Raw genomic sequence first — 22,959 nt, 5'->3', positions numbered from 1 at the left:
TGTTCATATATAAAATAATATACTAAGAAATTATGAAGCATAAATCAGAATTTTTGGATTTTATCCGAGAGAGAGGGTATTTATACCAATGTACAAATATTGAAGGTTTAAACCAACTATTGGTGCAGAATAACTATATAGTGGCATATATTGGGTTTGATTGCACAGCACCTGGTCTACATGTTGGTCATCTGATTCAAGTTATGATGTTGCGTCACCTACAGAAATTTGGGTATAAGCCAATAATTTTACTTGGAGGTAGCACAACAAAGATTGGCGATCCATCTTTCAAGGATAAAGAAAGAAGCACCTTGCCCATAGAAAACATCAAGCAAAATGTATCTAGTATAAGGAAAATACTGGAGAAGATGGTGTCTTTTAATGATAGCAAGACTGGTGCAGTGATCATAAATAACGCAGATTGGTTAGATAACATAAAGTACATAGATTTTTTATGTAATATAGGAGCATATTTTTCTATAAATCGTATGCTAAGTTTTGATAGTATAAGGATTAGGCTTAATAGGGAGCAAAATCTAAGCTTTTCGGAGTTTAACTATATGCTGCTGCAAGCCTATGACTTTGTTGAATTAAATAAAAAATATGATTGTCGTCTGCAAATTGGAGGATCAGATCAGTGGGGGAATATAGTAAATGGAATTGAGCTTGGCAAGAAGTTGAACTTACCTGAGTTGTTTGGTTTTACCACTCCTCTTTTACTGAATGCTCGAGGGGTGAAGATGGGTAAAACAGAAAGTGGATCAGTGTGGCTTGATGATACTATGTTAAAACCTTATGACTATTGGCAATATTTTCGCAATGTTGATGATCAAGATGTAGGACGTTTTTTGAGGTTGCTTACTGATGTGCCAATTGATCAGATTAGAAAGCTAGAATCTTTAAAGGATCAAGAAGTAAATGAAGCAAAAAAAGTTTTGGCAACAGAAGCTGTAAAGATATGCCATGGTGAGAAAGAAGCAGAACTTGCACAATCTGCTGCAGTCTCTGCTTTTGAAAATAGAAATAGTTCGCTACTTCCTAAGTATACTATAACAAAGGAACAAATTGCACATGGTATGTCTTTGGTAGATTTACTGAACAACACTAGTCTTGAGTCTTCAAAAGGTGCTGCAAAACGTTTAATACAGGGCAATGGATGCAAAGTCAACGATCATATTGTAAATGATATTAACTATATAATAAATTCTGATAGCTTCAAAAGTCAGTCATTCGTAAAATTATCTGCGGGAAAGAAACGCCATATTAAAGTTGTAGTAGATGAAGTTAGAAAGTAATTTCATAGAATGAAAAGTTGTATATGAAATAGCTAAGAGAATATTAGGGAGCAAAGTTTATTATATATAATCTCAGGTGAAGATATAGAGTCAATATTTTGTGTTAAGTAGTTCATTGGCTTCATGTGAAAAAAATAACAGAGTTTTAGTATATAGCCTTAGGCTATTAGTAAACATACGAAGAATATATTTGAATCTGGTGAAAATTGTTGCATTGATGAACTGATTAAAGAGATTAGAGAAATAAAAGCTTCAAAGCATAGATTCTATTAGAAGTTACAGATGTTTATGCTAGATGTTCTGCTGATTACTGTCCAATTTTAGAAGTAACAAAACATCGTTGCTTAAAAGTGTAACATAGATTAATCGAGCGATTCATAGGTTATCTACAATACAGTTAATGCATTCTAAAGTTAGTCACGAAAAAATCATAGTAGGTCTTATTTCTATGTAAACTCCTAATGGCAAGATTTAAAAAAAGTGGAGTTAAATATTATAAAAAATTATTTAACTGAAGTGTAATTAAGCAAATTAAACCATATTTTTTGATATATCTAGACTATGCTTGAGATATTAAGTAAAAAGATAGGTGTTAAATATGAATTGTAAGATTAGATTATCAAGGTAAACACGTTTTTGTTATTTAATGATTATAAATTACTTAAAGAAATGGAAGAGTTAATGCTAAAGTTACTAAGGTTCTAGCTAAAAAGGAGTGTATAAGATGTCAGATCTTGCTCAAGATCATTTAGTAAATCTAACTTTGACGAGCTGATTAGAACAAGAAAAGTTAGAACTGATAATAAAAAGAAAGGACTATGTGAAGTTGCTGAAATTAGTTTTTGAAGCGAGAAGATAGACTTTTTTCTCTACTTTTTCTAGGTAAGTTTAGATGTAGCTATGCTAAGTGCTTCAGTTTCCAAGCACTAGGATACCAACGTTAAGTTGGTGCACTTGAGGCTGTTTATTTCTTAAGGAGTAAAAGAGCTTTATAACGAATGTATGGTAAAACTATAGAAGTCAAACATTACTCTCTAAGAGGTTCAAACTAATGGTTCTACAGCATTTTTTTATTTTCCATAAATATCTTTCCTATACTTTATTGAAACAACGGGCATTAGATATTTTGTAAGATTTACTTGCTCTTAATTTTTTTAATTCTGTAGCGCAATACTTTATCATGGTTGGCAAGATCAGTTTTTGACGTCCTTTATTTTATACTCGGAGTATAAAGTTTCATAGTATGCTTAATTAATACTTTTTCTCCTTCGCTTTCAGTTTTTTCTAATATCAATTTTTCTACTAGCTCCTTAATAGATCTGTTTCTTTGTTTTTGCTAGTCCGGAGTGAGGCAGCTCTAAGATTCCATTATTAAAAGGTATGTCAGTTTGAAGCTAAAGTAAGTTTTACTAAAGTTTACTATTATAAAGATCGTGCACCATTCTTCTGGATTTTTCAATAAAAGAAGTTATTGGTATGTAGCACTATCTAGTGTTACATACCAACTCAGTATATAAATCTCTAACTAAAGCTTCAGCATATTTTTTTGGTATAATTATACTGATTTTGATTTCAGATGCTGTGACAGCAAGTACTTCTATGTTTTTTTTGCCTAAGACCTTAAATGTGCGATGTATCACTTCAGTATTAGACATAACGCCAATGCCAATTATTGAAATTCTGGCTATATTACTATTTATAACATAATTTCCGTTTTTGCTCAGTAGTTCTTTTATTAGATCGATATCAAGCTCTGAAATCACAAAGTCTGACCCATGTATCATATTAATTTTAATGTTTGCCTTTACTATATCCTGTAAAATATGTAAGGCACTTGTAAGGTTAGTAAAAGTTACAAGGACTTCATTAATACTATAAGTTATTCCGGTGATTATATATCTCTCTAATACATCTTTTTCATGCAGTACTACAGTTCCTTCTACCTCTTTAAAAGTAGATAACACTTGTATTTTAATATTATGTTTCATTGCAAGTTGTACTGAACGATTATGCAGTATTTTAGCACCAGATACTGACATCTCCAACATTTCATCATAAGAAACAGACTTAAGCTTGTGTGCTTTTGGAACGATTTTCGGATTGGCTATATATATTCCGTCGATATCAGTAAAAATTTCGCAAACTTTGACATTAAAAACTACTGCAAGGGCAATTGCTGATATATCAGAGCCTCCTCTGCCGAAAGTAGTGATTCTATTATCATGTATGCCCTGAAAACCAGCAATAATTGCAACAGTATAGCCTTCGGCAAAAGATCTTTTTAAAGGATCGATCTTTATTGTTTTTATTTTAGACTCAGAATGAAGATCATCAGTTATGATTGGTAACTGCCAAGCAAGCCACGATTTAGCATTCACTCCAATAGATTGAAGAGTGATTGCTAGTAGTCCGCAAGAAGTCTGTTCTCCTGCTGAGAGTAGAACATCATATTCTGATAATTCTCCTCTGTGATTTAAATTTGAGATTTGTCTAGCCTGAAGAGCCATTTGGTCGGTAAATCCTGCGATAGCAGAAACAACAACGATTACGTTGTAACCTTTTTCGACATCTTTTTTTATTAAGTTTGCAACTCGATTTAAATCGGTCAATGAAGTACCACCAAATTTTTTTACAATTATATTGTTCATGGTTACAATATAGCTTTCCTCTAGGGAAAAATATAGTTCTTATAGGGAAAATTTATGACAAAAACAATTCTTGAAGGTCACTTGGATAGAAAATAAATAATAAGGAAATAGAGCAGAAATTTAAAGTTTGCTGTGTCAAAAAGCTATTTTTTAAAGAATTTATAATAGAGCTATTGGAAAATAGTACTTGGTAGAAAAATAATTTGGTAAAAAAGTTACATGATAAGTTACGTAACTATGATTACTAAGAATTATAAAACTTCTAGATAATAAAGTAGTAAAGGTAAATTCTTTAATAAAGAGCAGCTAATTAACATTAACAATAGTATATTGCTTGCTCCAAGTATTCTTCTTATTTCCTTTTTTCTGAGAGGGTTATAATTTTCATTATCTATTGAATTTTTGTAAATAATAGTGTTACTTATAGCCTATCATAGCACTATAACTTTTCTTCCCTTCCTTATAGTAAGTTTCGTTTTAAACTCAGTCATTAAGAGCATTTATCTTCAAAACAGAAATGAATTTAACTAAGTATTAGTTTCCTTCACTATTGTTTGACTTTAACCAAGTATGGAGAAATTTTTAAAAAGTGATGAGATTAAGTTAAGTGGCTGAAGAACTCGATTGTCTTAGGTAAAGTAATTTTTATGTCTTTAGTACTTTACGTTATGGGATTAATTTTAGCTGTAATAGTTTTAATTTCGCTAGCTCTGCTTTAGATATTTTGGTTGCTACTTTAGTTGTTATATCGCTGTGTTTAAGTAGCTGCAGTTGATTATGATTGTGTCGAGAAAATAGTTATAAATTTAATTGAGAAACAATTTCAAGGGATTATTTTCTTGTAGAAATTGATGAAAAATTACCAAGTAGTATTTCTATAAGAGATAGAAATTATTTTTTGAGCTGTAAGTTATTATTTATATGAAGTTATAGCTATTCTCCATAGCAAAATCTCTGGCTAAAAATAATGAACCACAAATTAATATGGTTTTGATATTTTGAACAGAGGCTTTTAGTATGTGATTTAATATAGCATCGCTAATTGACTTACATTCAATAGCATTTATTCCTATATTGTTGGCTCTCTTTCTGATTGAACGTGTATTTATTGATTCGGGCTCAGATTTTACACAAACTACACATAATAATTTGATATATGGTTTTAAGTATTCTAAGAACTCTTCTACACTTCTGTTACGCGTAATACCAAAAATTATATAGATGCCTTCAGCAAAATTATCTTTTATCCACTCAGCTAATACTCTTGCACCATCACTGTTGTGTGCACCATCTAAAAATAATTGCCAATTTTTCGGTAATAAAGAAATTAAATTGCCTTTTTTTATGAGTTCTAATCGTCCAGGCCAGTAGGTATGTTGTAGCCCTAAAGTGATATCCTCTTTTCCAATATCAAACCCGTACTTTCCACTCAAAATGCTACATGCTGCGATAGCATTTCCTGCATTGATTATTTGATGATTGCCCTCTAAAGACGGCAAAGGGAATTTTATCGATTGAATAGCTGATTGAAAAGTCATTTTGCTGTTCTGTTTTTTACAATCCCACTCGAAGCCACCTCTAAATAAAGGGGACCTGTTGTTTATTGCACAACGTTCTAGTGTATTCATTATAGATTTTTTCTGTGGTGCTATTATACAAGGAACATCACATTTCATTATTCCAGCTTTTTCACCTGCTATAATCTCTAAAGTAGGGCCGAGGTATTTTGCATGGTCGAGTGCAATGGAAGTAACGATTGTTAAAATTGGGTTATCTATAGTATTTGTTGCATCTAACCTTCCACCCATGCCCACTTCGATTAAAGTAACATCAGCTTTATAGCGAGAAAAGACTAAGAAAGCTGCAACAGTTGTAGCTTCAAATAAAGTGATAGGTTGATCTACAATTACACTGCGGCACTCTTCTAGTAAGTTATGTAATTCATTGTCGTCAATATAACTGCCTGCGACAACTATTCTTTCATTAAAATTTACTAAATGTGGAGAAGTATATGCATGTACCTTGTACTTTGCTGCCTGCAGCATGTACCTTATAAATGACAATGTTGAACCTTTTCCGTTAGTTCCAGCTATGTGAATTACTGGGGGCATTTTTCTCTCAGGGTTCCCTAGCTTATTTAGAAAACTTTTTATGCGCTTAAGAGAAAAATCCTTTGGTCTGCTGCCAAGTGGTTTTGGCCAATGAGGCATATATATCATAGATTATTGTTAAATTTTAATTCATTAATAACATTTGTTATACCATATGTATCAATTTTCTCACTGAATTTAGAGCGTTGATTAATAGAAATACTTATAGCGTTCATTACAATATCGTTTATTAAGAAGGAGTTGTTATTTTTAGTAACTTTGAAGTCAATATTAGTAAATTCTTCATCGCTATAGGAAAATCTTGTGTTAATTAAGCAAGTTCTATCATCAATTGCTTTTGAGCTAATTATGTTCATTTCGCTACCGTTTATGTATTTATATAAAATTTTAGCGCATAAATGTGTAAAATATGCTTCATATTCTCTTAAGAAATTTTCTCTTTCTCTCTGAGTAATTAAAGTCCAATGTTTTCCAATAACAAACTGGGATATTTCCTTGAGGTTAACATTATTTTGAATAATCTCCTGAAGTTTTTTACATATGTATTCTCGATTTTTTTTATTTTCCTTTATAGATGTTCCATCTACTTGTTGCTTTATAGAATGCACAAAAATTTTATGGTCTGTACAGTTAGTGTAGGCTCTTAAAGAAATGATAGTGGAAACAATGATGATTAAAGCTTTAGTGATGTTCATAAAATATATTTATTGACTGTAACACTTAGGACATAAAGTTTAACAAGAGTTAAATGATAGTTAATTTTATTGTTAATTACAATGTGCTTATGGACATGACTTATAAAAATTAGCTATACTTATGAGAATCTGTTCTATGCGTTATTAGTTGAGTTAAGTTTCCCGAGCGATAATTTCTAGTCAAGGGAATTGCCTCTATTAATTTTGTTAAAGTTAGTATGTGATGCCCACCTTAACTTCATGTCTCAGGAATCTACTAGGGCTGACGATAGATACGGATTCTACTCAGTTAATTAGGTTTATGCTCTACCGATGTGGAGAATAAGATATTTTTTCTCTATTCAGCTAGCAGTATGTTTCAGGTTATAATTAAGTTAAGAAGTGACCGGTTTTATTTCTTAGTGTAAAGCTATTTATATAAGGAATCGTCACAGCCAAATGGTTATGGATTTACTAGCAGCTTTTTATGGTATTAAAGTCAGTGACATATTAGAGATAATCTTTCTTTCTCCAGGTAAAATAAATGAATGTTGAAAAAAGTTGTATTAGCAAATAGAATATTTGAATATTTGTACAACGGATAAAAATTTATTTTTATAAATGAGAATAAAACCGTGGTGAAGTTTTATATGGAATTTAAGTTTAAATCAAATCTAGCTTACTTTTGACTTTATTAAGCCTAATATATGGATATATGCAAAGAAAGTAATTGCTGCATTCAAAAATAGAGTCAAAAGCCTTACTGGTTAAAAGTTATCTTGACATTATTTATATAAATATATAGTTTTTAGTTAGTTAATATTTGTATTGCAATGATCTTCAGGCTGGTGTTTGCGTTAATTTTAATAAGTGTTGATTCTTATGCTCTTGTTGAGCAAGACTTATTTGACGATCAGTGCACTCGAAAGACTAGTGAGATAACACCAAAGGAGCTACTATCACCTTTGCCTGATGATAAATTATTAGGGGATCCAAAAGCACCGATTTTGATGATTGAGTATGCTTCGCTTACCTGCTACCACTGTTATCTTTTTCATAAGGAAGTTTTTCCTAAGATTAAAAAGAAATATGTAGATACAGGAAAAATGTTATATATATTCCGTCATTTCCCTATGGATTATAGAGGCTTAAAAGCTGCAATGCTAAGTTATTGTTACGAAAGAACAGAAGACTATTTTAATTTTAATAAAGCTGTTTTTAATTTAATAGATTCATGGAACTACTCTAACTTTAATGACTTAACTGTATTACAAAAAGTTGCTGCACTAAGTAATTTAAAGCAAGATACGTTTAACCAATGCATCAATGATAAGAAAATAATGGATAAAGTTATAAGTGATAAGTCACTGGCAATCAATAAGCTTGGCATTACAGGTACTCCAATATTTTTTATCAGGCCTACCAATGATAAATTGTATGTAGAGCATGACAAAATTAAACACGAAGGGTATAAAACACTAGAGTACTTAGCTAGTATAATAGATAGTTATGTGAAAAAGCTATAGTGAGGTAATACCACTGTAGCTTATCACATAAAAGGCCACTATGTTGGTCCGTCGTTTTTTATTACTGCTTGCTGTTTTTTGCGCTCAAACTCTCTTTTTTTACTGTGCCATGCATAGTAATACATAGCAATTTTATTTTCTATTAGCATTATTGTTCCATCATAAAACTGAACCATATCCATAACTTTCTTCTGAGCTTCATCAAAACGTTCCCTATATTTCTCACGATAGGCTGGGTTATGTAGTAATGCAACCCCTTCGTCTTTGTTAGATTTTTTATTTGAAGGTTCAACTTCACTAGCAATATTATAAGACATATACCCCTCTAATTGATATAAATAAAAATTATTTTTTAATAAAGAAAGATGCATGTGAGCAGCCTCTTTAATTCTAGTACAACAATCGATCAACTGTTATACTAGTTAATTATAATATTATATATAATAATTTTTGTCACTTAAAATTTTACGCTGTGAAATAGTAACCTAAGGTAGATGTTTTTATTATCTCAAGCTAGTATATACTCTATATGAGTTGAATTTTTAGTATGAAATATGGCACGTAATGGCTCTGTGAAATCATCGTACATAAGGGACTTATTTGTAAAGGAGTATAGGAAGATAGAGGAATGTTGCATTCTTGAAAGCAAGAAACACAGTCAAATTAGTGCTGAAGAAGGAAAACTACTTAGTTTATTCATAAAAATACACAGAGTAAGCAGTGTTGTTGAAATTGGTACATTGTATGGTTATTCATCAATTTGTATGGCAAAAGCTCTGCCTGAGTATGGTCATATATACACGGTAGAAAGTAATTTTGAGCACTCAAGTATAGCAAGGAAGAATTTTAGTGCTTTTAATCTGAATAATAAAATTACTTTAATAGAAGGCAACGCATCAGAAAAATTGAGCGAGTTATCAACACAAGCACCGTTTGACATGATATTTATCGATGCTAATAAGAGTGATTATCCTAAATACTTAGATTGGGCAGAGCTATATATTAAACAAGACGGACTAATTGTTGCTGATAATACTCTATTGTTTAATACGGTATTTTTGGAATCACCTCCAAAAAAAGTATCAGAAAAATCATGGTATGCTATGAGAGAATTTAATTATAGGTTGTCAGACGAAAAAAGATATTACTCTATGTTGATTCCAACGGATGAAGGAATGACTGTAGCTTTAAAGCTGATGTGAATTAAAAATCAAGGTCAGCATAATGTTTAGGAGGAGACAAACCGAGAACTCTCTCTAATAGCATGTCACGAAAGCAAGGTTTTGATTTGATAATAGAATACCATTCTTTTAAAACTTTACTTTTTTCTCATGGGAAGCTATTTACGTAGTCCATCACAGAAACATGTGACGCTAAAGTAATGTCAGCTAAAGTGAACTTATTGGTTGCAAGCCAAACATTTTTACTGATTAAGTATTCAATATATTCTATATGGTAAGATAAATTGTGCTTGGCTGCATGGAGGAACCTAGAGTCGGGACTGCGGTTAATTATCACTTTCTCATTTATAATATACTTAGTGACTTCATTATAAAATTTATTGTCAAACCAGCTAATTAAAGCCCGTATTTTGGACTTAACAATAGCGGGAAAATCCAGCAATTTAATACTGCTGTTATAAGTTTCTTCTAGGTATTCACAAATAGCATTGCTATCTGCTATGACTAAATCCTTATCTATCAGGACTGGTACATATCCAGTTGGGTTAATCTTCATAAATTTATTGCGTTTCTCCCATGGATTTTCATATATTAAATTACAATTTAACTTTTTCTCTTTGAGAAGGACTCTAACTTTTCGTGAAAATGGACAAAGAGGAAAGTAATATAGAATCATAAACTTTTCCCCTTGCTGTTCCAGTACAACTTAGGTGTCATAAATACTTGGATGATAAATGATGAGTATTGGATAACGTAAATGGACATAAGAATAATAATCTTAGGTAACTTACATGATAAACTGACTTTTTGTTTACTATTATAATAGCATTATAAAGAAATTAATATATCAAATTATAGGGCTAATATAGAATATACCTTGCTAAATAAAAAAAAAGTATTATATTTTATAAGGTATGCAGGCAAAAACTCTGTAACTTGGTCAGATCAGGAATGAAGCAGCCATATCAGTTTTTTTTTGGGTTGCATGCCTATCTTGTTATTTGGTTTAGTTGGAGGCATGAATATAGCATTAAAGTATCGTCCTGATAGTTTTAAAGACTTGATAGGTCAAGATATATTGGTGCGTGTACTAAAAAATGCTTTTACTCTCAATAAGGTTCCACAATCTATATTACTCTCTGGCAGTAGTGGAGTTGGTAAGACTACAACAGCGAGAATAATAGCTTTATGTTTGAATTGTTCTTTAGGACCAACTTTTGAGCCTTGTGGATCATGTGAAAATTGTCTAGCGATAAAAAACTCAAATCATTCAGACGTGATTGAAATCGATGCGGCAAGTCACACTAGTGTCGAAGATATTAAAGTAATATTAGAGGATGTTTGTTATTTACCTATAAGTTCTAAATTTAAAGTTTACATTATAGATGAAGTGCATATGTTATCGAGCAGTGCGTTTAATGCATTACTTAAAACCCTGGAAGAGCCACCATCTAGCGTAAAGTTTATTTTGGCAACTACAGAAATAAAAAAGATGCCGATAACTATTGTTGCACGTTGTCAAAGATTTGATTTATGTAAAATACCTATAACTAAAATAGTAGAGCGTTTAAATGACATTGCACAAAAAGAAAATTATTTGATTGAAAATAGAGCATCAGAGTTAATTGCACATCATTGTAGCAATTCAATGCGTAACGCCTTATTTTTGATGAATCAAGCGATGTTGTATAGTAAAGATAGCTTAATATCTACTGAAGATGTGATAGAAATACTTGGTTTGGTAGATGAAGGTAGTGTATTTGATTTAATGGAAGCACTATTAGATAGTGATTTGCAAAAAGCTTTATTGATATTTGACAAAGCAACAAAGATAGCGAATCCACTTAGTATTTTTGAAAGTCTTTTACAAACAATCCAGTTAATATGTCGTTTTTTGATTACAAAGGAGATTGACAGTTCAGTGCTAGAAAGTGGAAAAGACAAGATTAAAGACTTAAGTGTAAAGAAGTCTTTAATCTTTTTCTCGAGGCTATGGAAAGTATTGCTCAAGGGAGTTCAAACTATAAAGACTTCATCATGTAATGATATTGCTGCTGAAATGATGCTCATCAGTCTCTGTTATCTTTCTGATTTGCCTTCTCCTGAGCAAGTAGTTAAAAAAGTTCTTGCGCAAAATGTACAGCAAAAGGATATCTGTACTATGGAGAGTATACGGCAAAAAAATTATGATTTTGATAAAATTCAACAACTATTGCGACAGGATAATCAAATTTATCTTTACAAACAGCTATGTAGTAATCTACAATTAATAGACTGTAAACCTGGATATTTAAGATTAAAAGCTATATCTCAATTGAGTAGTGATTTTTGTAATGACTTAAAAAATTACTTGGATCAGGTGACTCAGCAACAATGGTTGGTTACAGTTGATGTATGTTATATGAACAGAGAAATAAGTAACTTAAATTATGTACCTACAGTCAAAGATGTACTTGATACGTTTAAGGGTGCAAAGATAGTTAATATAGAGAGTAAGGAGTGAATTGTGGATTTTAGTCAAATAATGAGGCAAGCACAAGAGATGCAAAAGAAGCTTGTAGAAGCTCAAGAAAAATATGTTGGGAAAGAATTTAAGGGTATTTCCGGTGGTGGTAAAGTGTCCGTGTTAATAGAAGTTATAAAGATAGGTAGCTATAAAGTTAAGAAGATAAATATAGACTTAGAGTTTATGAGAAATGAAGAGAAAGACATAGTAGAGGATTTAGTAACAGCAGCGTTCAACGATGCTATTAAAAAAGCAGAAGCGGATATAACAAATGCAACCTCTGATCTAGCAAGTATGATGGGTTTACCTTCTGGATTTAAACTTCCCTTTTAAAGTTTTTCTATATTATGACTAAGCTTCTCTAGTATTTCTAATGCTGTCGTTGTTTTATATAATGTATCTGTCACACTAAGGTATGGGGTATTAGTGGTAAGAAGATAATGCAAAGAGTCAAAAGAAATCATCTACGGAAAAGTTACATGATTTATCGGTAAAGTCTTTACTTTTCCCTAAAAATTATTTTGTACGTCAAGTATTTTGTGTTATTAAGTTAGTGCTTGACTTGGCTTTAGCTTTTATTAAAATTGCTAAAGTGGAATTTTAATTTTTTTGATGGGGGTGATTATGCATTATAAAAAGTTTTTTTCAGCAACTGCTTTAGTGGCGTTGCTAAGTTTATCAAATGCTGCTTTTTCAGGTCCTATTGGTCCAATAGATGATGAAGAGACTAGCTACTACATTCGCTTGCAGTACAACAGTGAATTTTTACCTTTTAAAACGGAAGTTGATGGCGTTATAGGTGCTAAAAAGAAGAGTGCAAATGCTAATGTAACTACTGACCTTTATAAAGCTTCTTTTATGGCTGGTGGTAGTGCTTTTGGTTATAAGATGGACGATATTAGGGTTGATATTGAAGGTCTTTACTCGCAACTGAGTAGAGATATATTTGAAACAGCTCCTACTCCAGCAATTGCAGATAACTTAAATGCACTTTCAGGATTAGTTAACGTATATTATGATGTATCAATTGAAGATATGCCTGTTACTCCATATATTGGTATTGGTGTTGGCGCAGCATATCTTAGCAATCCTCTAGCAACAAAAGTTACAGGTGATAAGGAATATGGATTTGGTTTTGCTTATCAGGCAAAAGCTGGTATCAGTTATGATGTAACTCCAGAGATTAAACTCTTTGCTGGAGCTCGCTATTTTGGCTCTTATGGTGCTAAATTTGATAAACCAGTTACTGAAAATGATCAGCAGCCTATTAAAGACGGAATTAAAGTTCTTTATGGCACTGTTGGCACAGAAGCTGGGTTAATGTTTAATTTTTAGCCTATTTTGTAACTTTTCTTGTTGTTCCAGTTTTGTTATTTAGGTAGCTCTGGTATTGGTACCTAGAAAAAAGGAATGTGAATTCCAGTGTTTTTCTTGCACTGGAAGAGCATTACTTGCTACGTGCTACTTTAGTTTGAAGGTACTAATGACTAATAGTAAGGCTATAAAGTTTTATAATCAGGTATAAAGTAATAAGTTGTATTTTTTAGTAAAAACTTGAATTTTTGCTGAGAGATTATGTATACTGTATCATAGAGTTTTAGTGTTAGTTATTATGTTAATCCCGGCGTTAAATTTGTGTGTGAATGGTAGTGCTAGTCTAATTCAATATATTGCTGAAGTGCAAAAATTTTCTATTCTTTCCCAAGAAGAGGAAATACGGCTAGCAAAAAATTGGCACCAATGTAAGGATATTTCTTCTGCTCATAAGTTAATTACTAGTCATTTAAATTTGGTAGTAAAAATTGCAATGAAGTTTAAAAATTATGGGTTACTGCTTATGGACTTGATTATGGAAGGAAATGTAGGGTTAATGCATGCAGTGAAAAAGTTTAATCCTAATCTGGGGTTCCGCTTTTCGACTTATGCGGTATGGTGGATTGAAGCTTCAATAAAAGATTTCATATTGAAGTCTTGGTCATTTATAAAAATAGGCACAACACAAGCGCAAAGAAAGTTATTTTTTAGTTTGCGTAAAATAAAGAAAAGAATTTTGCAGTGTACAAACAGAGAAACCTTAAGCAGTGAAGAAATAAAAGCGATATCTAATGAACTTGCTGTGTCTGAAGTGGATGTTATACAGATGAGTTACCGGTTGGCTTATAAGGATCAATCGCTGAATAATTGCTTAAAGGTAGGTGATGATTCTAAGAAAGAGCTGCAAGATATGATTCCTTGTAACTTTGCTAGTCAGGAAGTAACTTATCAAAATCATGAAGAAAAAGAATTGAAAGAAACGATTTTAAATAATGCATTAGGAAGTCTTAGTGAAAGATCAAGAGATATCTTTATTAGCAGGTATTTGTCTGAAAACACTCAAACTCTGGATGAGCTTGGTAAAAAGTATAGCGTTTCAAGGGAGAGAATAAGACAGTTAGCCGAACAAGCAATGAGTAAAGTAAAACAGCATATACAGTCAGAAAGTTTAAAGCTTGATTTGCATGCGTAGTTTTTTTGTATTTTTAATATTTTTCTCAATGGATGCTCTTGCATCAGTTGATAGTGTGGAGCTAAAGGAAAGGTATAAAGATTGGTTTGTGTACACTGCATTAGAAGATGGAGAAAGAGTGTGTTACATTGTATCTTATCCTAAGAAAAAAAGTGAGCATTATACGATTGCTCGCAGGCCATATGTAATGGTTAGTTATGTTAATAAAAAAGCAGGTGAGGTAAGCGTAACTTCTGGCTTTCAGTACGATAAAGAGCCTGTAGTTCTCGGTGTCGATAAGAAAGTTGAATATATACTGTCTATAATACAGGGGAATTTTGCGTGGGCAGAACATATAGAAACAGATCAAGATCTAATCCTCAAGATGAAACAAGGGTTGTCAATGGTAGTTAGTGGGAAAATAAGAGCAACTACTGTTGATGATACTTATTCTCTACTTGGCTTTCAGAAAGCATACCAAAAAATGCATGGTTCATGCCATATGAAATAAACTATATTTATTTAATTTATGTAAGCAAAGCTTGGTGAATGTTTTCTATTATATCGTCATGGGTAACTTTCTTTTCTTCACCTGTATCCATGTTCTTAATTTTTAAAATTTTACTGCTCAGTTCTTCATTACCGAAAATAAGTGCGACTTTAGCATTTGCTTGATTCGCTTTCTTCATATAGCTTTTAAGCGTTCCACTATATTCATGAATTATGTATAAACCGCTTCTACGTAATTCATTTGCAAGCGTGAAAGCATATTCTTTAGCCTCACTGTCAATAGGAACTAGATAAGTAGGTCTCTCTTCTTTTGCAGAATAACTGGTTAATTCCATTATGCGCTCAACACCTCCAGCAAATCCTACTGCTGGAGTGTATTTTTCACCTACTGAAGACATCAGATTATCATATCTTCCTCCTGCAAATACTGTTCTTTGGCTACCCAAATCTTCTGTAATGAATTCAAATACTGTGTGGCAATAATAATCTAATCCACGGACTAGTGTATTGTTTATGGTATAAGGTATATCGAGAATTGTTAATCCGTTTAATATTTGATCAAAAAAATATGAAGACTCCTTTGTATAATGATCGCTAATTTTAGGTGCACCAGAGATTATTTCTTTATCTTTCTTGTCTTTGGAATCCAATATTCTAAGTGGGTTTTTAATCAGTCTATTTTGGCTATCTTCTGATAGGTCATTTTGAAACTTTTTGAAATATGATATTAGAGCTTCTCTATATTTTGGCATCGTTTCACTATTACCTAAAGAATTAATTTCTAACCTTAAGTTTTTATTAAGACCAAATTCAGTTAACAGATGTTGAGCGAGTGATATCAATTCAACATCAGCTTTTGGGTCTTCTATACCGAAAACTTCAAAATTTATTTGGTGAAACTGTCTTTGCCTTCCCTTTTGAGGTCTCTCATATCGGAATGCAGGCCCTGTTGAAAACAATTTTATCGGTGTTTGCAGTTTTTTTTCAATCAGTAACCTGACGACTGCGGCAGTAAACTCAGGGCGCAAAGTTATGCTCTTTCCTCCTTTATCATTGAAGGTGTACATCTCTTTATTGATAATGTCCGAGCTATTACCTAAAGTCTTTGTGAAGACTTCTGTATATTCAAATATTGGAGTTTGAACAGGCAGAAAACCGTATAAATTTGAAATCCTGTTTGCTGTTTGCTCTATATATTTGAACTTATACCATTCATTAAACAATAGATCCTTTGTTCCTCTAGCTAGTTGAGTAATCATAGTATAGTCTCTATACCTAGAATTTCTGGTATATGATAGCACAGCATGTTTTGTACTCCCTGCTTAAGAGTGATTGCAGCACTTGGACACCCAGAACAGGATCCTTGTAGCTCAACATAAACTATTCCGTCTTTATAACCACGAAATTTGATATCGCCACCATCTTGAGTGACTGCAGGTTTGATATAACTTTCCATTAATTCTTTTATCCTGCTTACAATTTCTGTGTCACTTTCATCAAAAAATTCTTTCTCTAGTATGTCATTATCATTTACCCATTCTTTATCTAGGGCTTTTCTACCAGAAGTAAAGTGATCTATGATTGTAGTTAAGACTTCTGTTTTTAATGTATTCCAGTTAATTTTATCTGATTTTGTTACTGAAATAAAATCGTGACCGAAAAATACTCTTACTACATGTTCTATTTGGAAAAGATTTGCTGCTAATTTAGAGTTTTTTGTTTTATCTGTGCTTGAGAAATCAACCGTTTCTCCTTCGTTTAGAATCGCAAATCCAGGAAGAAACTTCAATGTGTTTAGGTTTGGTGTTTCTTCGATTTGAATGAACACATTGCTTACCATGAGATTATAATTGTTGCTATTTAATCATAAAATAATGAAAAAGTATATATGTTATTCATTATTTTTTCTTTTTTTTGACATTCACAGTAATTATTTTAATACTTTTAATTCATAGGAATTGGTGATTTATAAAAACTTATTTTAAAACTGTTTTTTCTACTAATTAAATTACTTGCCAATTGGATAATCACCAGTAAAACAGGCATCGCAGTATTGAGGTGTTATGTTATTGCGCTTTTCTTTCTTAATGGCTTGATATAGACTATCAATGCTTAAGAAAGTTAAGCTATTCACTCCTATGCTTGCCTCTATTTCCTTTATAGATTGGTTTGCAGCAATTAAATCCTTGCGTTCTGGTGTATCGATTCCATAAAAACAAGAATACTTAATTGGTGGGCTTGAAATTTTTAGGTGAATTTCTTTTACTCCTGCGTCTTTTAGCATGACTATTATGTTTCTGAGTGTGCTACCACGTACTATACTATCATCTATTAAAACTATATTTTTACCCTTCAGAATTTGTTTGTTAGCATTAAATTTTAGTTTTATTTTATCTTTACGTACTTCAGCGGTTGGTTGTATAAAAGTTCTTCCTATATAGTGATTGCGAATTATTCCTAGTTCCATGGGCAGAGCTGAATGCTTTGAATATCCGATAGCTACAGGTGTTCCAGAATCAGGTATTGGTACAACCATATCCACGTCATTTTTTGGTGGACTTTCCTCTGCAAGCGTTCTTCCTACTTCTTTTCTTATATCATATATAGACTTGTTCTCCATTATGCTGTCTGATCGTGAGAAGTAAACATATTCAAAAATACAAAAGCTTGACTTTTGCTGTGAAAAGGGAAATGCTGAAGCTAAGTTGCCATTCCGATCGAGAGTGACTAGCTCCCCTGGCTCTATTTCTCTCACAAATTCTGCGTTTACTATATCAAAAGCACAAGTCTCAGATGCGAGAACATAAGAACCATTTAACTTCCCTGAAACAAGAGGCCTTATTCCTGCTGGGTCGCGTACTCCAATAACTACTTCTTGGTTGATTGCAACGAAGGAATAGGCACCTTGTATTTGCTTTAATGCGTATATGAAACTCTCTAAGAAGCTACTCTTCGTATTGATTTCTACTAAACGTACTACTACTTCTGTGTCAATATCTGATTGAAAAATACATCCTTGTTTGATTAGCTGTTCACGTATTAAGGAAACTTTAATTAAATTACCATTGTGTGCTATAGCAAAATCTCCAAACTTACTGCTTTTGCCGAGCATAGGTTGTGCTCCAGACTTACTACCACTTGTTGAATATCGAACATGGCCTATTGCGTAATCTCCAGGCAGGGATTTTTTTATTTCACTTGTTTTATCAATTATGCTGCTTACTTGACCTTGAAAGTGATAAGAATGTAACTTGCCATTGCTACTTGTAGTTATGCCAAAAGATTCTTGACCTCTATGCTGTAAAGCATGAAGACCTAGTATAGAGTCAAAAGCAGCATTCTTGTTGTAGCTTGTACCAAATACCCCACATTCTTCATGTATTTCATCAAGCATCAAAATTATTGAGTAAACTCTAATTTTACTTTAGCGTAAGTAAAGCACAAGTACTTTGTTCTTTTTAATACTCAGTTTTTTTTACAGCAATTTTAATGATAACTCTCTATGCTAGATCTATTATATAGTGATAAGGAGTTTGTAAGAGAAATACGGTTGTAAAATACTTAGGAAGAGCATAAGCAAGTTTTAACATGAAAATAGTTATATAAGAGATCTGATCTTATACGAAATCTTGGAATGATAAACTAAGAGTAGCACTTACAGCTAGGAGTTTGCAAACTTATAACATGTTTAATTTGTTTTTATGGGCTGATGCCAAGTAGGGCTTATATAGTACTAGAATGTATACTACTGATTACAACAGCATTGATTTATCAATATATTAGCAAGATATCCTGTGCTATTCTGCTTGCCGCAGTATTAGCAATTCCTGATAACACAACAAGTGTGATTATTTCAATACAATAGTAGTTCTAGGTATAATTTTTATTATAAGTGTTATATTACTATAACACTGAACAGCAGCATTGAACTTAAGTGATTACCTATTTTCTTAAGGAACTCTTGAAAGTTGTTTTTTGTGGAGAGTTATGTTCTATATTACCTGTTATAAGTAGCTGGATAAATGTAAATTATTATTATTTGCATTTTCCTTGTGTTTAAATAAGTAATTTTACAATCTCATTTTCTCTTTCTACTTGGCTAAATATGTGATGTACTAGTATTTGATTCTCTTTTTCTATTTAATTACAAAATTTGCGACTAGAACCTTCCTTTAATGATAATTCTGCAATTTCGATATTGTAATCAGTTCTGTATAATTATTGAAAATAATAAAACTATGCACCCTGTTTTTTTGCCTATTAAATGCATGTAGTAAGAGTATTTTTGTTATGCTTTGGACTGTGTTTTATGATACCATTTTAACGATTAGCTTTTTTTCAAAAGAGTTTACATCAGTTTCAGCGCTGTGTTCAGGTAGTATCTTATCAACATTGTTTTTATTTTTTTTAGAGTGCAATGCAATAATGTAAATTTTTAGCTATCAAATTCATTAGAATTTGTTCCATGCTTTAGAATCACATTTATAATGTAGGGTTACCGCCTTCTAACTCATGCACAACGTATAAGGTAGTCTTATTCTATAGGATTACATTTATATATGTAAGGTGTAAGTATAGTCTAATGCTGCACTAATTATGAATCAGTGTTGAATTATATTAGTACTATACTTGAAAAAAACTCCTTCAAGGAATTTTGCTCAACTAAGTTTAGGCTATTAAAAAATTCTCCATGTATAGTTCAATATTAAATGCCAGCTAGTATGCATATTACAAATTTTAGCTTATCTATTGGTACTCAATGTACCACTGTTGTTTCTTTTATTTCTTGAATTTTTTTTGTTACTTTATGTTCTCTTTTTAGCTTTTGCCTGACTATTTTGTTATGGTTGCTGTTTATGCATGAATTTACAATGTACTTTCTTAATCTCTTCTACACATACCATCTGATTACCATAGTACTTTGACGCCTCTTTATATGTTTTTGTGGTTGTAAAATTTTTGCTTAGTCAAGAGATAGTTTAACGTATTACTATGGGAGTTTGCAAAGAGATAAAGTAAAAAATAGAAGCATAGAGGCAAATTTTTTACTTAACCAACCTATGTCTTATTTTAAAATAGCGTTTTAATTAACAGATATTGAAATCCAGTTTTAATTTAGCATAATCAAGGATGATGTTCTATTTTTGTATTATCTTCAGAAATGTTAAAATGAGGATAACAGAAAATCTATCAACATTTCTGTCATATGTTAATGCTGTAGTACAATGAACTACACTATAAATCAAAGTGTCAGCTACTTTCGTGATGTACTATTACTGATTTTACAACCACTCTTCTATCCTTTCTAGCTGTTTATAGCTATTAAATCTTAGGAATTTATCGAAATATGGGGAGGCAATAAAAGGGGTAGTCTCCCTTAAATAATTAGACAGGAAGCTTGGTAAATTATCTTGAAATTCTTGCATTTTTAGTCTATAATTTTTTAAGGTAGTAACTTTTATTTTATCATAGTCAAATTTCCAATAAGCAAGCTCTGAAACTTCTCTCTTGGTTGTATGTTCCACTGCTAAGGCTTGTAAAATTAATTGTGGAAAAAAACCTGACATAATTTCCTTATTTGATGGTGATGAACCAAATTTATAGTCTATAATTGCTACTTGCCCACTTGGCAGGTATTCAACTCGGTCACATCTTACTATCAGTGAAATTTCTTTTGTCATCCAAGTAACATAACTGTCAGTATGTGTTGGAATATGAGATATCGGATAAGAAAAGCTCTTTTCTAACTCGACATGATTATTTCTATCCTTATCTAGTTTAACGAAAGATTGAATTACTCTTTGTAACCTTGCCCACCATATACTTGAGAAGTGAAACTGGCTAGTTGAGAATACTTCGTGTGCGATGCTCATTAATGGTTTTCTATCACATGAGTGCTTCTTAAAAATGCTGTGCACCACAGTGCCAAATTCTAATATTGATGGCTTGAAATTTAGGTCTCTTAACTGTTTAAGGTTCAGTATGTATTCAACATAAAACGAGTAAGGATTACGAATTAGTTTTTCTACCGCACTGCAAGATATCACTTGCATTTTTTCTTCTCTGACTTTAGCTTGAGGCTTTGGTATAGGCTGAGTGTATGGAACAACATATTCAGGTGTATTTAATATTCTTAACCAATCACAATAAGGATATTTTGGTTTTTGTAATAGAACTTCTAGACGACTTAATATAGTTGGTTTCTTATCGCTCAGCAGTCTTGTGATATAAACTTTGCTTGCACCAAATAAATTGCGTAAGGTATATAAAAAATAACCCTGCTTCTCTTGTATAGAAGGGAGGTTAAATTTTTCTCTTGTCAATGCATTTAAAAGTGGGTTTTGAAAACTAGGCATATCATAAAATCCAGCAAGTATTGTAACTCTATTGTGATATAAACTGAGTCTATTAAAGTTACTTGTTATAGAAAAAAACTCTTTCTTTAGGAATAACATTAGAATTTGTTTGTATAGCTCTAAAGAACATTTGATTGTTACACCCTTACATGCGTTTAAAAAATCACGAACAAAATCGCCTATTTTATTATCTAGCTCTAAAAAATTTATATTAGAAAGCATATTAATGCACTGTAAATGGGCTGTTACTATATCATAAATAAAATAATCTGTAACATTATATAATATATTAGATATAATCTTTAAATTATTAATAATAAACAGTATATCCTCTTTATATTTTAGCTTTTCATGGATATTAATAGAATTTATGATATCGCTTAGGCCATTTGTGTTAAAGTTACGTAATACCTCTATTTCAAACTCAGATAAAATCTGAGCATATTTTTCCTGAGAGTGACCAAAAGTTACTAGTTTATGTTTGAGAAGCGCAAGCAATGCTACACTGTTCCAATTTGAGGTCAAAACTTCGATACTATTAAGTAAAAGCATTATGTAAGAGTAATTTTCTGATATGGGCTTTGATAAACAAGCTATACGTGTTGCAAGTAATTTATCAAGAACGACCAGAGAAACGTTTTCATGACCTTCATTTTTTATAATCAACGATATCACTTGTGCTTCTTCTTCTTTAGAGTCACAGGTGATGACTTCGATATTTTTGATGTACTCATTACTAACTTTGTTAAGATCAGTAGTTGTATCAAAGATATAATCTAGGTGGTCTACAGTTCCTTGATCACAAATTCCAGCTTTATGTGTTTGAGTGGCAGTGATGTTAGTTTCTTTTAGAAGACTTACATCTTTTCTATCTACATTTAAGTAATCCAGCAGATCCTTTATACTATGCTGGTAGTGCCTTTTACCAAGTGACTTCCAATTTTTCTCTTTAATTTTTAAGTTCAAGTTAGGTAAGATTATTTTTCCAAGTGGTATGTCATATATAGCTTTGATCAATAGTTTATAAATTTTACCCTTTCCAATTCCAACAAAGATTACATGTTGATCTTTTTTTAAAGAAGCGATCATATTTTTTATATAATCACTTTTATGTTTTGATATATCTATTACTCCAAGATTTCTTAGGGTTTTATCCCAGGTTTCAATAAGCAAATTTATGAAACTTTCTATTTTTCCTGGGTGCTCACTGGGTTGATAATAATCTATTGTTTGGGCAGCTTGGATCTCATCAAGCAGTAGTGGTAGGCTGCAAGCTAAATCAATGGGGAAGGTATCGTTATTTTTTTTATTCCATTTTAGGATGAATTGAATCAGCAATAGCATCCTTTTTATTGGCTTGATGACTCTGATTTTGTCAAGATTTAATATTGAATCTTCTTCATTAATGTTTTCTAGTGAAACTACCTCTGGTAGAATGATGCATTTTTTAGCACTGTGGCTTTTGGATGCACTTAACAATGCTATGACATCTCTTTTGCAGGGGAGTATAATCTTTATTTCAGGAATTTTTTCTTTTTCATATTCAGAAAATATGTGCTGAACCAGCACATCAAAAAAGGTTTCATATGCGTTAATAGTGAAAATTTTTTTCATAAAAGACATTAACTAATGATGCCTATTGTATAGCAAAATGTAAGTGTGTTTGA

At 31.8% G+C, this 22,959-nt stretch carries 16 protein-coding genes, 2 other RNA genes and 1 pseudogene; 10 read left to right on the top strand and 9 right to left on the bottom strand.

What is annotated here, in order from left to right; genetic code table 11:
• Nucleotides 1-32 precede the first annotated feature (32 nt).
• Nucleotides 33-1,295, top strand: coding sequence for a tyrosine--tRNA ligase (gene tyrS, locus GOY12_RS02420; RefSeq protein WP_175818476.1), 1,263 nt, complete (start codon nt 33-35; stop codon nt 1,293-1,295).
• Between the two features lie 1,484 nt (nt 1,296-2,779).
• On the opposite strand, the gene GOY12_RS02415 is transcribed toward tyrS, so the two are convergent.
• The 3 genes from GOY12_RS02415 to GOY12_RS02405 form a co-directional block, all read right to left on the bottom strand.
• Nucleotides 2,780-3,943, bottom strand: coding sequence for an aspartate kinase (locus GOY12_RS02415; RefSeq protein WP_175818475.1), 1,164 nt, complete (start codon nt 3,941-3,943; stop codon nt 2,780-2,782).
• Nucleotides 3,944-4,860: 917 nt separating this feature from the next.
• A complete protein-coding gene (locus tag GOY12_RS02410) occupies nt 4,861-6,162 on the bottom strand; it encodes a bifunctional folylpolyglutamate synthase/dihydrofolate synthase (protein ID WP_175818474.1) in 1,302 nt (433 codons plus the stop codon).
• On the bottom strand, nt 6,159-6,749 hold the full coding sequence (locus GOY12_RS02405) for an MlaC/ttg2D family ABC transporter substrate-binding protein (protein WP_175818473.1): 591 nt from the start codon (nt 6,747-6,749) through the stop codon (nt 6,159-6,161). Before GOY12_RS02405 ends, GOY12_RS02410 begins: the two co-directional genes overlap by 4 nt.
• A gap of 123 nt (nt 6,750-6,872) precedes the next feature.
• Here GOY12_RS02405 and ssrS point away from each other — a divergent pair.
• Both ssrS and GOY12_RS02395 read left to right on the top strand, forming a co-directional pair.
• Nucleotides 6,873-7,034: non-coding RNA, 6S RNA (gene ssrS, locus GOY12_RS02400), on the top strand.
• A gap of 527 nt (nt 7,035-7,561) precedes the next feature.
• Nucleotides 7,562-8,254, top strand: a complete 693-nt coding sequence (locus tag GOY12_RS02395; protein WP_175818472.1) for a thioredoxin domain-containing protein — start codon at nt 7,562-7,564, stop codon at nt 8,252-8,254.
• Between the two features lie 38 nt (nt 8,255-8,292).
• Here GOY12_RS02395 and GOY12_RS02390 read toward each other — a convergent pair whose 3' ends face one another.
• Complete coding sequence (locus tag GOY12_RS02390) at nt 8,293-8,571, bottom strand: DUF2671 domain-containing protein (protein ID WP_175818471.1); 279 nt, start codon at nt 8,569-8,571, stop codon at nt 8,293-8,295.
• Between the two features lie 237 nt (nt 8,572-8,808).
• Between GOY12_RS02390 and GOY12_RS02385 the strand changes: the two genes are divergently transcribed.
• Nucleotides 8,809-9,456 carry an O-methyltransferase gene (locus GOY12_RS02385; RefSeq protein WP_175818470.1) on the top strand — a complete coding sequence of 216 codons (648 nt, stop codon included), beginning with the start codon at nt 8,809-8,811 and terminating at the stop codon, nt 9,454-9,456.
• Between the two features lies 1 nt (nt 9,457).
• Here GOY12_RS02385 and GOY12_RS02380 read toward each other — a convergent pair.
• Nucleotides 9,458-10,111 (bottom strand): annotated as a pseudogene (locus GOY12_RS02380) (glutathione S-transferase family protein).
• A gap of 230 nt (nt 10,112-10,341) precedes the next feature.
• Between GOY12_RS02380 and ffs the strand changes: the two are divergent.
• The 6 genes from ffs to GOY12_RS02350 all read left to right on the top strand — a co-directional run bounded on the left by ffs (nt 10,342) and on the right by GOY12_RS02350 (nt 14,937).
• An RNA gene (gene ffs, locus GOY12_RS02375) (signal recognition particle sRNA small type) lies at nt 10,342-10,437 on the top strand.
• Between the two features lie 16 nt (nt 10,438-10,453).
• Nucleotides 10,454-11,938: a DNA polymerase III subunit gamma/tau gene (gene dnaX, locus GOY12_RS02370; protein WP_175818469.1), complete on the top strand. Its 1,485-nt coding sequence runs from the start codon at nt 10,454-10,456 to the stop codon at nt 11,936-11,938.
• 3 nt (nt 11,939-11,941) lie between these two features.
• Nucleotides 11,942-12,274 (top strand): YbaB/EbfC family nucleoid-associated protein, encoded by a 333-nt coding sequence (locus tag GOY12_RS02365; RefSeq protein WP_246214349.1) that lies wholly within the window; start codon nt 11,942-11,944, stop codon nt 12,272-12,274.
• A gap of 291 nt (nt 12,275-12,565) precedes the next feature.
• Nucleotides 12,566-13,276, top strand: coding sequence for an acyloxyacyl hydrolase (locus tag GOY12_RS02360; protein WP_175818468.1), 711 nt, complete (start codon nt 12,566-12,568; stop codon nt 13,274-13,276).
• A gap of 277 nt (nt 13,277-13,553) precedes the next feature.
• Nucleotides 13,554-14,447, top strand: a complete 894-nt coding sequence (locus GOY12_RS02355) for an RNA polymerase factor sigma-32 (protein ID WP_175818467.1) — start codon at nt 13,554-13,556, stop codon at nt 14,445-14,447.
• Nucleotides 14,440-14,937 carry an invasion associated locus B family protein gene (locus GOY12_RS02350; RefSeq protein ID WP_175818466.1) on the top strand — a complete coding sequence of 166 codons (498 nt, stop codon included), beginning with the start codon at nt 14,440-14,442 and terminating at the stop codon, nt 14,935-14,937. Before GOY12_RS02355 ends, GOY12_RS02350 begins: the two co-directional genes overlap by 8 nt.
• A 16-nt stretch (nt 14,938-14,953) precedes the next feature.
• Here GOY12_RS02350 and hisS read toward each other — a convergent pair whose 3' ends face one another.
• The 4 genes from hisS to GOY12_RS02330 form a co-directional block, all read right to left on the bottom strand.
• Nucleotides 14,954-16,195 carry a histidine--tRNA ligase gene (gene hisS / locus GOY12_RS02345; RefSeq protein WP_175818465.1) on the bottom strand — a complete coding sequence of 414 codons (1,242 nt, stop codon included), beginning with the start codon at nt 16,193-16,195 and terminating at the stop codon, nt 14,954-14,956.
• Nucleotides 16,192-16,764 carry a NifU family protein gene (locus GOY12_RS02340; RefSeq protein ID WP_458694625.1) on the bottom strand — a complete coding sequence of 191 codons (573 nt, stop codon included), beginning with the start codon at nt 16,762-16,764 and terminating at the stop codon, nt 16,192-16,194. Before GOY12_RS02340 ends, hisS begins: the two co-directional genes overlap by 4 nt.
• A 180-nt stretch (nt 16,765-16,944) precedes the next feature.
• A complete protein-coding gene (gene purF, locus GOY12_RS02335) occupies nt 16,945-18,330 on the bottom strand; it encodes an amidophosphoribosyltransferase (protein ID WP_175818463.1) in 1,386 nt (461 codons plus the stop codon).
• A gap of 1,888 nt (nt 18,331-20,218) precedes the next feature.
• Entirely contained in the window at nt 20,219-22,906 is a 2,688-nt protein-coding gene (locus GOY12_RS02330; protein WP_175818462.1) for a PD-(D/E)XK nuclease family protein, read from the bottom strand.
• Nucleotides 22,907-22,959: the final 53 nt, after the last annotated feature.

Source organism: Wolbachia endosymbiont of Dirofilaria (Dirofilaria) immitis (assembly GCF_013365455.1).
In the GTDB taxonomy this organism is placed as follows: domain Bacteria; phylum Pseudomonadota; class Alphaproteobacteria; order Rickettsiales; family Anaplasmataceae; genus Wolbachia.
Note: the sequence above shows the minus strand (reverse complement) of the source record. Positions and strands in the feature narration are given on the sequence as shown.

Bases quoted from the DNA above. Each gene is read 5' to 3' on its own strand.
- dnaX (WP_175818469.1), top strand. From the start codon at position 10,454: ATGAATATAGCATTAAAGTATCGTCCTGATAGTTTTAAAGACTTGATA.
- GOY12_RS02330 (WP_175818462.1), bottom strand. From the start codon at position 22,906: ATGAAAAAAATTTTCACTATTAACGCATATGAAACCTTTTTTGATGTG.
- GOY12_RS02390 (WP_175818471.1), bottom strand. From the start codon at position 8,571: ATGTCTTATAATATTGCTAGTGAAGTTGAACCTTCAAATAAAAAATCT.
- GOY12_RS02350 (WP_175818466.1), top strand. From the start codon at position 14,440: ATGCGTAGTTTTTTTGTATTTTTAATATTTTTCTCAATGGATGCTCTT.
- GOY12_RS02385 (WP_175818470.1), top strand. From the start codon at position 8,809: ATGGCACGTAATGGCTCTGTGAAATCATCGTACATAAGGGACTTATTT.
- GOY12_RS02360 (WP_175818468.1), top strand. From the start codon at position 12,566: ATGCATTATAAAAAGTTTTTTTCAGCAACTGCTTTAGTGGCGTTGCTA.
- purF (WP_175818463.1), bottom strand. From the start codon at position 18,330: ATGCTTGATGAAATACATGAAGAATGTGGGGTATTTGGTACAAGCTAC.
- hisS (WP_175818465.1), bottom strand. From the start codon at position 16,195: ATGATTACTCAACTAGCTAGAGGAACAAAGGATCTATTGTTTAATGAA.
- GOY12_RS02415 (WP_175818475.1), bottom strand. From the start codon at position 3,943: ATGAACAATATAATTGTAAAAAAATTTGGTGGTACTTCATTGACCGAT.
- GOY12_RS02355 (WP_175818467.1), top strand. From the start codon at position 13,554: ATGTTAATCCCGGCGTTAAATTTGTGTGTGAATGGTAGTGCTAGTCTA.
- tyrS (WP_175818476.1), top strand. From the start codon at position 33: ATGAAGCATAAATCAGAATTTTTGGATTTTATCCGAGAGAGAGGGTAT.
- GOY12_RS02405 (WP_175818473.1), bottom strand. From the start codon at position 6,749: ATGAACATCACTAAAGCTTTAATCATCATTGTTTCCACTATCATTTCT.
- GOY12_RS02410 (WP_175818474.1), bottom strand. From the start codon at position 6,162: ATGATATATATGCCTCATTGGCCAAAACCACTTGGCAGCAGACCAAAG.
- GOY12_RS02395 (WP_175818472.1), top strand. From the start codon at position 7,562: ATGATCTTCAGGCTGGTGTTTGCGTTAATTTTAATAAGTGTTGATTCT.